The sequence below is a fragment of the Roseibium sp. MMSF_3544 genome, assembly GCF_030732845.1.
GTDB lineage: Bacteria > Pseudomonadota > Alphaproteobacteria > Rhizobiales > Stappiaceae > Roseibium.
Genome location: NZ_JASHKA010000025.1, coordinates 71,751 through 84,634 on the forward strand (window position 1 = coordinate 71,751; position 12,884 = coordinate 84,634).

The window sequence follows — 12,884 nt, forward strand, 5'->3', positions numbered from 1 at the left end:
TTTGACGATTTGCAAACGCAGCGCACCGGGGCAGCGAGCGCCATCAAAGATGCCGCGTCAAAGTTCATTCGCGACGTGATTTTGACCGGTTACGTAGTTGTAGCCGTCAACAATGAGCTGAAAAACAACGTCCGCTTCGTCAACGGATCTTGGCGTGTAAAGCAGGACGAACCCTTCCCAGCCGGGCCTTCTGCTTGCCCATGGGTGCATTGTTGCCCAACCGGCCACGACCGCTTCATGTGCTCTTTTGGGCGGCAAGGACGCATGGAGGCTGCCGTCCGGGTGCAGATGTGCGAATTCCCTGCCGCCAACAATTGCCTTGGGACGCGCCAGGTCCAAACTCTCGCTCAACCAGAACCCTTTTGCGCCCGGCAGTGAAATAACGGTCGGGCGGAGCCTTACACCCGGAAGCGTTGACACCCGGCCAAGCAAACGTTCGGAGAGCGCCGGGATCGGCTTTGCACCGATCTGTATGTGCGGCACACCTTTGGTCGTCGCAGGCACAAGGCCATCCCGCTTGGGGAGACGCTCATCCGCGGTGTAGGCAGTTCCGATCGTCAGTCCTGCAAGCATCAACGCTGCGGTGGCAAGGCCACCTAGCTTCAGCCACCAACTCATGTTTTGTCTTTCCAGCCGGACTATTCGCTTTCGCGGAACTTCGTATGGCACGCACTGCAGGCCCCGCCAATAGCTCCGATATTTGCCTGGACGTTTTCCAGACCGGTGTCGGCAACCTCGGCCATGGCGATCGCAGCGGCGGCAAGCTGTTTGTTGATCTCCGCGCTCTCCGGATAGGTTGTCCAGGCTTCCACCTTGGCACGGGTTTGACCGGGTAATGCGGTGCTGTCGGAACCTTGAGGCCAGGATGCGCCATTGTTCATTGTGGCGAGTATCCTGATGTTTTCAGCCGCTGTTTTGGCAGCCTGGGGATCGTAGTCGGCTTCCCCTTTCGCCATTGCCCCTAATTGCCCGAGGTTCCAGGCATAGAGTGTCATCACAGCTTTGCGCGACTTGATTGCGTTGTCGAATTCACCGGCGGCATTTGCCAGGCCTGGACCAATGATCGCAGCAAGAACAAGCGAGAAAATCGTCAAGATTCTGGGGCTCATCGCACCCTCCCAGGATGTGCAAAATTAAACATCCTGTTATTCTCATAATAGGAATACTGCGTAAATTCGGAAAAAACAGGTAGAAGGGTGTGCACTCATGCACAGGATCCGATGGGATGAATTGCAATACGTTCATGCGGTAGCTGAACACGGTTCTCTGTCAGCAGCCTCCCGCATCCTGGGTGTCAATCATGCGACAGTCCTGAGACGGATCGCATTGCTTGAGGCCGCGCACGACGTCAAACTCTTCGACCGGGCCAATGACGGATACCGGCTGCGGCCGGAAGGGCGTGCTTTGCTGGCTTCTCTGAAACTGATGGAAGACGCCTCTGCAAGAATCAGAAGACATCTGGATTCCACCTCAAAGGGTATCGAGGGCACTTTTCGGCTCGCAACAACAGACGCCATAGCCTGCCTCCTGCTGCCCCGCTATCTTGAGGCTCTTCGGGGAAAACACCCAAACATCAACATTGAAATCGCTGTCTCGAATGACCCGATCGACATGTCACTTTCAGGCGCGGAAATCCTGATCAGACCAGGGGCTGATCTGCCTTCTGAGCTCAGCGGCATCCGTGCGGCGTCCGTTACGTTCGGTGTCTTCGGTGAGCGGAACTACCTGAACGAAAACACCAGTCTTCCGATCGAACAGCACAAATGGTTGGGTGTCGCACCTGGATTTGCGCAGTCTACTGCTGGTAAATGGCAATTCTCCAACGTCCGGACCCGCTCCGAGTTCTCTGCGGACAGTTTTCTGACGCTCGCTGCCTTGGCCAATCGGGGACTTGGGCTCGCGATGCTTCCCGGATTTGTCGGTCGAAATTCCGAGCACCTGAGAAGCTGCCTTGAAATCGGCAGCGGTCCGGAGATCGATCTCTGGGTGGCAACTCACAGGGACTTTCGACAACAACCCAGTATCGAAACCCTTTTGAAGTTCTTTGCCGATGCCCTCAGACACGATACCGACCTGACCCATTAGACCCTTTCGAACGCTGCCGTCAGCGATACCCTGTCTTGGGGGCTTTGAACGGCAATCGTGAAGAAAATGTCACTTGCCATCAGGTCAGCACGGCCATAACTGGTTCACTGATAGCCGGAACGCCGCATTAAGGCAGATGCCTTCAGGCCGTAGCGCAACAAGGCGTTGCCGCGTCCTATGGCCACTGTGCGCTCATTGGAGTTTTCCGGCAATCTGCGGCTAGTCCCAATTCGTATCAAACAGTAGGGGCATGCTGGCAAATCGCAGGACGGGCGGTTCGATACCTTCACGCGGCGCTCACGCATCGCGTATGAAACCGGAGAAACGCAGGTGACCGATCAAAACAGCTCAGCCAACTTTCTGGCGATCACGCCAAGCCGTCATCTGGCCGGAAAGCTGACCCTGGCAATTGCCCTTGCATTGGCAACTGGAGGCCAGGCATTCGCTTTCGGCAAAAGCGGCACCAAATCCTCCGAAGCCGATGCCTCCGTCTGCGCAGACGCCGGTCAATGGCTTGACCCGGCGACCGGCGAGACGCTGGGACCAAAAGCGGTACTGTCACGCGCCGCCGCCGGTCAGGTCGTGCTCCTCGGCGAATCTCACACATCCAGCGAAGACCATCTATGGCAAACATCTGTCCTTGCCGGTCTTTACGCGCACCAGCCTGAGCTCATCGTCGGATTCGAGGCCTTTCCAAGAAGCGTCCAGACGTCGCTCGACGAGTGGTCAAGCGGCTCACTCACAGAGCCCGTTTTCCTGGAAGCAACACGATGGGATCAAGTCTGGGGCTACGATGCCGACTTCTATATGCCGATGTTCGATTTTGCTCGGCAGAACAGAGTTCCCGTGATCGCACTCAATGTCGACCGGTCGCTGGTCTCGAAAGTCGGTCAGAATGGGTGGACATCTGTCCCGGCCGGTGAACGCGAAGGCCTCAGCGACCCTGCGCCAGCCAGTCCCGGCTATCTGGATGCACTCGCGGACGTTTACGCGAAGAAGGCCCAGCTGCGCCGCGCCTCGGGTGGCGACGACACCAAGAGTACCTCAGGTGAGGATCTGCCAATAAAAGAGCAGCCGGGATTTGTCCGGTTTGTAGAAGCGCAGCTGACCTGGGATCGCGCTATGGCGGAAGCGCTGGCCGAAGCTTCAAGGGACAATCCTGAAGCCGTCGTCGTTGGGATCATGGGACGCGGCCACGTGGAACACGGGCATGGCGTTCCCCATCAGCTGGCCGATCTCGGCATCGACACAGTAACCAGCTTGCTGCCGGTGACGCCGGACGGTGGCTGCGCGTCCCTTGAGGCTGGCCTGGCGGACGCAGTCTTTGTCGTTGACAGGTCAGAAAGTTCAGAGCCTGTTCGGGACCGTCCAAGGCTCGGTGTCTATATTGAACCGGCCTCCGAAGGCGGGTTGCTTTTGAGCAGCATCGTCGAAGGCAGCATCGCCGAAGAAGCGGACCTCAATGCGGGTGATATCGTGCTGAACGCGGCAGGCTCCCCCGTTGCAACAACACGCGATCTCGTCACAATAATCGAAAGGCAGGCCCCCGGAACCTGGCTGCCACTCGACATCAGGCGAGACGGTGAAGATCTGACCATCATTGCGAAGTTTCCCGCTGAAGCGGACGCGGGCCAGTGAGGCTTCTCTCACTTGCGTTTCTGACGCTTGTGTTGCTCGCGGTCTCGAAAGCGGCGAGTGCAGCGGCTCAGCCAGCAGTCCACCATGATATCGACCTTTGGCTTCATCCCGAAACCGGATCGGTCACGGTTCAAAGCACGCTCGCAGTCAATGACCGGGACAAACTCACAATTGCCTTCGCCGAATGGCTCTCGGTGGAAGACGTCGAAGTTGACGATGGGACCGCGCGTCAGATCAAGGGTGCCCCGCGGCTCACCGCAACATTTTCAAAACCTGGACCGAACAAGTTGACGGTGCGCTTGAGTGGCAAGATCCCGGCTGAGGCAACGTCCAGAGCGGGCGCTGGTCCCGACGGGGCTTATCTTTTCGGATCTTCCGGCTGGATGCCGGATAGTGGCGACACGACCATAAGCTACCGCTTGGCAGTCTCCGTACCGGCTTCCTTTCGGGCGGTGGCAACAGGTGAACTGACGGACGAAACGGTGTCGGCGGAAAGCTATGCGGCAACATTTGAATCGGCTCTCGCGTTTGACCGTCCATCGATCTTCGCCGGTTCGTATGACATCCGGGAAGAACGTGTCGGCGGGGTCCGGCTGCGCACCTATTTTCACGAAGGCTTGTCCGACTTCACCGAGCAGTATCTGAGCAACTCCGCTGATTATTTGCGCGGCTTTGAGGAGGAGATTGGAGCTTACCCGTTCAGGGACTTCTTCATCGTTTCCGCACCATTGCCCGTCGGTCTGGGTTTTCCCAACCTGACCTTTATCGACAGGCGCATCGTCCCGTTGCCGTTCATGCAAGGAAGGTCGCTTGCCCATGAAATCCTGCACAATTGGTGGGGAAACGGGGTCCAGGTCGATTATCGCCAGGGCAACTGGGCCGAAGGCTTGACCACTTACATGGCTGACTACGGACTGGCCGCAAAGGCAGGCCCGGATCGCGCGCGCGAAATGCGGCTTGGCTGGCTGCGGGACTATGCGGCCCTTCCAGATGAAGCCGATGCTCCGGTCCGGACGTTTGTCGCCAAACGGCATCAGGCATCCCAGATCATCGGGTACAACAAGGCCGCCTATCTGTTCCACATGCTGAAGAACGAAATCGGCGCCGACACATTCTCCGATGCTGTCAAACAGTTCTGGTCCGACCATCGCTTGTCTATCGCCGGCTGGCAGGATTTGCGGGCTGCCTTTGAAAAAGCATCTGGCCGTGACCTTGGCTGGTTTTTCGCGCAATGGCTGGACCGCACGGGTGCCCCCACCCTTTCCGTTGCCGATGTCCGACTGGAAACCGGCTCTGAGGGCTACGTTACCGAGATGTCGCTGATGCAGACGCAACCGGCCTACAGACTGAAGGTGCCGGTCCAGGTTGAAACCGAAAGGGGAACAGTTCGCGAGGACATTCTGGTGACGGGGCCAAACACCAGTGTTGAGCTGAGGACCGAAGCCAAACCGCTCCGCGTGCGGGTCGACCCCGAGTTCGATCTTTTTCGAGACCTTTTGCCGGGCGAAAGTCCGCCCATCCTGAGGGACGTGATGCTTGCCGAGGACGTTTCGGTAAATGTGCTGTCCGACGATGACGCGTTCACAAGGGCATCGCAGAAGATCGTGGCAAGGCTTGCGGCACCCGGTACGCGACCATCAATGGAAGATGCCGGTAAAGACTTGCCGCAAGGTGCCCTCATGGTCTTTGGCACACCTGACAAACTGGCCGAGTTTGTTACCGAGCACCAGTTGGATGCGCCGCCAGCGGGGTCGGAAGACGCATCTGCCACCGTCTGGACAAGCAGCAGGGAGGACGGCGAGCCTGTTTTGCTGATTTCGGCAGTCGATAGCAACGCGCTTTCGCAGATCACGCGTCCCCTGCCGCATTACGGACGCCAAAGCTACATCGTCTTTTCCGGCCGCAAAGCCGCCTCCCGGGGCGTCTGGGAGGCGGAGGACGGGCCACTTGTAATCGAAATTCCCAACGATCCAGAATAAGCCTCTGCCCGAACCAATCCTGTAGAGAATGTCACTTGCCTTCACCGGTCAAAGATCCTACCTGCGATGCCATGAAACAAGATGCTTTTCCCCCGCGCGCCGAGGCGCGCCCCAAAACCTACGAAACCCACGGCATTTCGCGGCAGGACGACTACGGTTGGCTGCGCGCGGACAACTGGCAGGAGGTCATGCGTGACCCCTCGGTGCTGGATGCCGACATCCGGGCTTATCTGGAAGCGGAAAACGCTTATCAGGACGCGACCATGGAGCCGACAAAAGAGCTTCAGGATACGCTGTTTGCCGAGATGCGTGGACGGATCAAGGAAGATGACAGTTCCGTCCCATCACCCGACGGCCCCTTTGCCTATGGCTTGAAATTCGAAACCGGCGGTCAGCAGCCGATCTTTTTCCGCACGCCGCGTGATGGCGGTGAGGAAACCATCCTCCTGCACGGCGACAAGGAAGCGGACGGCAGAGCCTATTTCAAACTTGGCGGCGCAAGCCAGTCTCCCGATCACAAGCTGCTTGCCTGGGCATATGACGACAAGGGGTCGGAATATTATTCCCTGCAATTGCGTGACATCGCTTCCGGCAAGGACCTGGACTACAGCATTGCGGACACTGGCGGCGGCGGCGTCTTTTCGGCGGACAGCGATTTCGTCTTCTACATCCGCCTTGACGACAATCACAGACCGTCGAAACTCTTCCGTCACAAGGTCGGTTCAGATCCGGCTGAAGACGTGCTGGTTCACGAGGAAAAGGACGCCGGTTTCTTCATGGGTGTCGGTAAAACCCAGTCCGGCAATACGATCCTGATCGATATCCACGACCACGAGACATCGGAAGTCTGGATGATCCCCGCCGATCAACCCGAAACACCACCGGTCTTGATCGCTCCGCGCGACACTGGCGTGGAATATTCTGTCGAAGACCATGGCGATACGCTCTACATCCTGACCAACCTGGGCGACGCGGAAGATTTCAAGATCGTCACGGCACCCAAGGCGACACCCGGACGGGAGTTCTGGACAGACTATGTTCCGCACAAGCCGGGCTGCCTGATCCTGTCACACTGTGTCTACAAGACTTTCATGACCAGGCTGGAGCGCGAGGACGGCCTGCCGCGCATCGTCATCCGCCGTCTGGCAGATGGTGTCGAGCACTCCGTCGAGTTTGACGAAGAAGCCTATTCTCTCGGGCTCGGCGGCGGCTACGAATTCGACACCACGACCATCCGGTTCAGCTATTCCTCCATGACGACACCGTCGCAGACCTTCGACTACGATGTCGAAACCCGCGATCGTATCCTCAGGAAGGAACAGGAGGTTCCGTCCGGCCACACCGCATCCGACTACGTTACGCGCCGGATCATGGCGCCTGCCGAAGACGGGGAAACGGTGCCGGTGTCACTTCTCTACCACAAGGACACGCCTCTCGACGGATCGGCGCCTCTGCTGCTCTATGGCTACGGCTCTTACGGCATCACGATCCCGGCAAGCTTCAACACCAACGCCCTGTCTCTGGTGGACCGGGGTTTCGTCTATGCGATCGCGCACATTCGCGGTGGCAAGGACAAGGGCTTCCGCTGGTACAAGGATGGCCGGCGCGAAAAGAAGAAGAACACCTTCACCGACTTCATCGCGGCGGCCGACCATCTGGTGGCGGAAAACTTCACGTCTTATGAGCGTATCGTGGCCCATGGCGGTTCCGCTGGCGGCATGCTGATGGGTGCGGTGACCAATATGGCGCCCGAAAAATTCGGCGGCATCATCGCGGAAGTTCCGTTCGTCGACGTTTTGGTCACGATGCTGGACGATACGCTGCCATTGACGCCGCCTGAATGGCCTGAATGGGGCAATCCGATCACGGACAAGGCGGCCTACGAGTACATCGCGTCCTATTCGCCTTATGACAACGTGGAAGCCAAGCACTATCCCGCGATCCTGGCCGTTGCTGGCCTGACGGACCCGCGTGTCACCTATTGGGAACCTGCCAAGTGGGTTGCCAGGCTCCGTGCCACAAAGTCAGGCGACAGCCTCCTGATGCTCAAGACCAACATGGAAGCAGGCCACGGCGGCGCGTCCGGCCGTTTCGACCGTTTGAAAGAAGTGGCGCTCAATCAGGCCTTTGCGCTGATGGTGGCGGGTAAGGCCTAAGTCTGCGCCCGGACAAAAATGTTTCGGATGTCAGGAGGAACTGGCATCCGAAACTCCATCCTCAGTTGCGCGCACTTTCGCGAGCCTTGCAATAACCGTCCGGGGATTGTTTGAGCATGTCCAGCAGCGGCATTGTGTGAACGCGACTGTCCGGTTGCTTTCCATAAATTGAACTGAAAGTCCGCAGTCCCAATCTAGAGCGCCCCCCCCAAATGCCATCCGCAGTTCCGACGTCGCAACCCAGGCGATTCAACTCGCTCTGGATTGCACTGACAAGTGCCCTGTCCTTCCTGTCGAACTGGAACAAATCCTCTTCGTGCAGACTGACAACGTCACCCTTGTGCAGCACAAACTCCCCCTTGCAGGCATTGAAGTCGTACGCGAAGGTTCCCGCACCACCGGTCTCCCCGATCTTTCCCTCAAAAAGCGACTGCCTCCTCTTGTGACGCTGGATGAAACTCCGTGTCATTTCGATCGAACCATCGCTGTAAACTTCCCCGACATAGCCGGGGCCGCTTATCGATCCCCTGGAAATTTCAAGCCTCTGTTTGACTTGTGTCCAACCGCAAACTCCGGGGTCGGCAGCGGTGCGCACAACAACCCAGGCTCCGTCATAGGCGCCGAAAAGCTTGGAAACGTCTGGAAGAAGCTTAATCAGGTCGCGGTCAACATGGCTGCCTTCCGGCAGGTTTAGAGCCAGCCTTGCACCCATGATCGCCTGGAAAGTCTGTGGCCCGAAATTCCCGTCTGCTGCACCCGGATCGTAGCCGAATTCCTTTAAGGACATTTGCAGGGCAATCCTGCCTGCCCTGTCAAGATGAACGGATTTGACAGTTGGCCGGAAGGCTTCCGCCGTCTTGGCTGAAGCAGCTGATGACGTGCTGGCAAACTGCGCCTCCTCAAGCTGCTTCTTCTCTTCTTCCAGCTCAGCGAGGCGCGCAGCAAGCGCTTCGCGTTCGCTTTCCGATTTCCGGAGCTGCTGCAGGTATTGCTCGATATACACATCCCGTTCTGTCTGCAGCTTCAGCAATTCGGATCTGTGTGCCTCTGCACTTTTTCGTGCCTTGGTGATTTGCTGGCGTGCGCGGGCAAGTTCCTGGTTCTGGGAGGAGATTTCCGTCAAGGACTTGGACCGCAGAGCGGACAACTCCGAACGTATCTGTTCGGTTTCCAGGGCACTTTTCTCCGCACTCTCGACAGCGCTTTGCAGCGTTTGGCGAATTTCCGTTTGCGCTTCAACCTGATTCTCGAGACTTGATCTTTCAGCGCGCAGGCGGACGACCTCTTGTTCGCGCACTTCTTGCCTGTCTTCGGCCTCTTGAAGGCGGGTCTCCAGTGCAAGGACGGATTGCTGGAAGGACTCCTTCAGGGTCTCGTTCTGCTCTGACAAATCGGCAAGTTCTTTCTCGCGCTCCGCTACCTGCAATCGGGCCTCTTCCAAGCGCGCGCGCTGGCTCTCGGTGCCGGCCTGCAGCTGTAGCATCAGCTTTTCGTTTTCACGTTCCGCCCTGCGCAGAAAATCTGCCTGCTGCGCCGCCTGCGCCTTTATCTGCTCAATCTGGGCCTTTTCAGCACTGCGACGTGCGATGAGGTCTTCAACGACAAGGCGCGCCTCGTCAACAAAGAGGCCCTCGGGAAACCGCTTTATGTAGTTTTCCAAGACCCCGGGGTCAGAGGATTCTTTTATGCTGGTCCAAAAAGCTTCTTCCTCGAGGCGCTTCAACTCGACCAAATCCTGACGTAACCCAGATTTCAGAACCACCTCTCCGGTCAGAGACGAATTGCTCCACGGTACCTGTCTACCACCGGTTTCGGTCAGAACCTGTTGCCTGACACGCCGCAACACCATGGCAATGTCCGCACCGGGGGTTTCCATGTGCTTTAGGAGGGCTGCGCTGAAAGGACTGTTTCGGCCACTTCCATCCAGCGCGACGTTGCCCGGCTGGGTGGAATAGGCAATCAAGGTGCCGATGCCTGTCTCTACGGGCGCAAGGCCGCGCTCCGAGCCGACATTCCGCGTCCCCATGGACTTGGCGAGATTGCGAGCGAGAGGGTTGTTGCGGCAGGCGTCCAGAAAGATGAGGCTGGTTCGCGACCGCCTTTCCATTTGCCGGATGATCGCATTCAGCTGAACCGTTTCGTATTCAAGGTCGATTTCGTCTGCCAACTCGGTGTTGACGGGGGCTAGATAGTTTGTGCCATCCACTTGAAGGCCATGACCGGCATAGAAAAACAAGGCAAGATCGGCCCCTTGAAGCCGCCTCGCATAATCTTTCATGTGTTTGACAAAGGTCCTGTGATCGAGATCCAGGCCCAAAATGACCTCAAATCCCAATCGTTCGAGGGATTCGGCAATGGCAGACGCGTCATTTGTCGGATTGGCAAGCGGTGCCACGTTTTCGTAGGCACCGTTGCCGATAACGAGCGCCACGCGCCTCTCCTCGGCGGCTTCCAGGCTTCCGACAGCTGCGAAAAAAATCAAAACAGGCAAAATCAAAAATCGCATTGCGAGGCTCCGGATTCCCTGAGACGCACAAAACATAATAACTGAATTGAACGGTGCGCGTTCCAAAACGTCAACTGTTTCAATGCTGCTTTGGCCCGCTCCTCGTAGTTTCAGACCTCAGCAAGTCAAAATTTCGTGAGCAGGTGCGTTCTGATGGGGAATGACATTGCCTGTGGGATGTCCAAGTATAGGCTACGAAATTCTACTTAAGTTGATCGGAGGTTCCATGTCACAGTCATTAAACAGGCCCAAGGGCTATGCCGCGGCGATTACACTTGCCGCCGCCCTGCTCTCTTCCGTCTCGATGGCAAGCGCTGCGGAACTCAAGTGGTCGTCTCCGACCGACCCGCAGACCATGGACCCGCATGCGGTCAACTCCGCGCCAGTCCTTGGCTTCCTCAACAATGTTTATGAAGGCCTTGTCCGCCGCGACAAGAACATGCAGATCGAGGGCTCTCTTGCAGAAAGCTGGGAACCCCTTGGTGGCGACGGTTGGCGCTTCAAACTGCGCGAAGGTGTTAAGTTCCACGATGGCTCGGATTTAACGGCTGAGGATGTTCTTTTCTCCTATGAGCGTGCGTCGTCAGAAGCGGCAGACACAAGCTCGTGGTTTGCGCCGGTCAAGGAAGTCAAGATTGTTGACGACTACACGATCGACTTCCTGACCCATGCCCCCAATCCGATTTTTCCGGACAGCATTGCCAATTTCATGATCCTGGACAAAGGCTGGGCGGAAGCGAACGACGCGGTGCGCCCGGCAAAGGATGAGGAGACTTACGCAACCCTCAACGCAAACGGGACCGGCCCGTTCAAACTCGTCTCGCGCGAGCCGGGTGTCCAGACCGTCTTGGAGCCGTTTGACGGCTGGTGGGACGAACAGGAGCACAACCTCACCAAGGCAACGTTCCTGCCGATCGCCAACCCTGCGACCGCTGTATCCGGTCTCCTGAGCGGCCAGGTCGATCTCATCAATCCGGTTCCTGTCCAGGACGTTGGACGTATCGAAAGCCAGGACGGCCTGAGCCTTCATCAGGGCATTGAGGCCCGCGTGATCATGCTCGGCTTCGGCCACAACCACGATGCGCTGAAATACTCGGACGAAACGAGCGACAAGAACCCGTTCCAGGACGCAAAAGTCCGCGAAGCGGTTCAAAAGGCAGTCAACGCTGAAGCCCTGGTCGACAAGATCATGCGCGGCAACGCCGAGGTCGCGACACAGCTCGTAAGTGCTCAGATGAAGGGCCACAGCGATGCTGCCACCGACCGCATCGGCTACGATCTCGAAGGCGCGAAGGCACTTCTTGCAGAAGCCGGCTATCCCGACGGGTTCTCCTTCGGCCTGATGTGCCCCAACGACCGCTACATCAACGACGAAGCACTTTGCAAGGCGATGGCAGCGATGCTGACCCAGGCCGGTATGAAGGCAGAGCTCAACGCGATGCCGGTACGCAACTACTGGCCGGAACTGCGCGCGGGCAACTTCGACATGTACCTGCTCGGTTGGTCGCCCGGCACGTTCGACGCTGAGCACCCGATCCGTTTCCTGGTCACCACCAAGAACGACGAAAAGAAGCTCGGCAGCTGGAACTTCGGCGGCTACTCGAACGCCCGTGTCGATGAACTGCTTCCGCAGATTCAGAAGGAAATCGATCCCGACAAGCGTCAGGCCATGCTCGACGAGGTCGCGAAAATCGTCCGCGACGACGTGGTTTATGTCCCGCTGCACATTCAACCGCTGCTCTGGGGGTCGAAATCGAACATCGACCTGACCCAGCGTGCCGACAACTTCCTGATGCTGCGCTGGATCAACGTCAACTGACAGTAACCTGACGGCAGAAAAGCAAATCGACCGGCGCCAATGGCGCCGGTTTTTTGTATTGCCATTTCCCCGATGAAATGGCCGCGCGCGCCGGATCGTGTCTTGATTTTACCCCACGCTTCCGTTCAAGTGATACCTATTGCAAATCAGTCTCTTGGATATTCGGACGGGATATGCAGCCATATTCACTGGAGCACTCAATGGGTCAACGGATCCGCAGCCTCACGCACACTGCCCGTAAATTCGCCTCCGTCTTGAAGGCTTCCCTGGTGGCGACCGCCGCATTGGGTCTTGTCGCATGCCAGCAGGTTCAGACGCCCTACGGCCTCTTCGGCGGCCCGGCCTTCAGCAAGGACCGTAACCAGATTCCCTACACCCGGAACACGCAATATGACTGCCGCAACTTTTCCGGTTCCGGCTGGAAGGGCATTGCAAGCGGCACTGTTTATAATTTCGAGGTCCGGTACGTGATTTCCCAGGCCGGCTGCTTCAACACAAAACCGGAATGCGAAGCCTGGCTCGTTCTGATGCGCAGCTATATCGACGTCCCGAAATTCATCCGCTGCAACGCCTATTCAGCTTGAGGTCTGGAGAGCGGTCATATCGCCACCGCTGCATCTTTTAGGTCCGTACCCTAGGTGTGAAATCTAAGAAGGTTGTTCACTCACATTGAAGATCTGAGACTGGTTGGTGACCAAACA

9 protein-coding genes are annotated in these 12,884 nt (G+C 57.6%); 6 read left to right on the forward strand and 3 right to left on the reverse strand.

Annotation, left to right across the window (positions count from 1 at the left end; all coding sequences use genetic code 11):
* Positions 1 to 57: 57 nt before the first annotated feature.
* Positions 58 to 618 carry a luciferase family protein gene (locus tag RBB47_RS26000; protein WP_305988826.1) on the reverse strand — a complete coding sequence of 187 codons (561 nt, stop codon included), beginning with the start codon at positions 616 to 618 and terminating at the stop codon, positions 58 to 60.
* Between the two features lie 20 nt (positions 619 to 638).
* A complete protein-coding gene (locus tag RBB47_RS26005; protein ID WP_305988827.1) occupies positions 639 to 1,109 on the reverse strand; it encodes a cytochrome c in 471 nt (156 codons plus the stop codon).
* A gap of 97 nt (positions 1,110 to 1,206) precedes the next feature.
* Here RBB47_RS26005 and RBB47_RS26010 point away from each other — a divergent pair, with 97 nt between their 5' ends.
* The 4 genes from RBB47_RS26010 to RBB47_RS26025 all read left to right on the forward strand — a co-directional run bounded on the left by RBB47_RS26010 (position 1,207) and on the right by RBB47_RS26025 (position 7,858).
* On the forward strand, positions 1,207 to 2,085 hold the full coding sequence (locus RBB47_RS26010) for a LysR family transcriptional regulator (protein WP_305988828.1): 879 nt from the start codon (positions 1,207 to 1,209) through the stop codon (positions 2,083 to 2,085).
* 330 nt (positions 2,086 to 2,415) lie between these two features.
* Positions 2,416 to 3,723: a ChaN family lipoprotein gene (locus RBB47_RS26015; RefSeq protein WP_305988829.1), complete on the forward strand. Its 1,308-nt coding sequence runs from the start codon at positions 2,416 to 2,418 to the stop codon at positions 3,721 to 3,723.
* Positions 3,720 to 5,702: a M1 family metallopeptidase gene (locus RBB47_RS26020; protein ID WP_305988830.1), complete on the forward strand. Its 1,983-nt coding sequence runs from the start codon at positions 3,720 to 3,722 to the stop codon at positions 5,700 to 5,702. Before RBB47_RS26015 ends, RBB47_RS26020 begins: the two co-directional genes overlap by 4 nt.
* A gap of 71 nt (positions 5,703 to 5,773) precedes the next feature.
* Positions 5,774 to 7,858 carry a S9 family peptidase gene (locus RBB47_RS26025; protein WP_305988831.1) on the forward strand — a complete coding sequence of 695 codons (2,085 nt, stop codon included), beginning with the start codon at positions 5,774 to 5,776 and terminating at the stop codon, positions 7,856 to 7,858.
* Positions 7,859 to 7,919: 61 nt separating this feature from the next.
* On the opposite strand, the gene RBB47_RS26030 is transcribed toward RBB47_RS26025, so the two are convergent.
* Positions 7,920 to 10,364, reverse strand: a complete 2,445-nt coding sequence (locus RBB47_RS26030) for a caspase family protein (protein ID WP_305988832.1) — start codon at positions 10,362 to 10,364, stop codon at positions 7,920 to 7,922.
* 226 nt (positions 10,365 to 10,590) lie between these two features.
* Between RBB47_RS26030 and RBB47_RS26035 the strand changes: the two genes are divergently transcribed.
* Both RBB47_RS26035 and RBB47_RS26040 read left to right on the forward strand, forming a co-directional pair.
* On the forward strand, positions 10,591 to 12,183 hold the full coding sequence (locus tag RBB47_RS26035; RefSeq protein ID WP_305988833.1) for an ABC transporter substrate-binding protein: 1,593 nt from the start codon (positions 10,591 to 10,593) through the stop codon (positions 12,181 to 12,183).
* Between the two features lie 200 nt (positions 12,184 to 12,383).
* On the forward strand, positions 12,384 to 12,767 hold the full coding sequence (locus RBB47_RS26040; protein WP_305988834.1) for a hypothetical protein: 384 nt from the start codon (positions 12,384 to 12,386) through the stop codon (positions 12,765 to 12,767).
* The last annotated feature ends 117 nt before the right edge of the window (positions 12,768 to 12,884 follow it).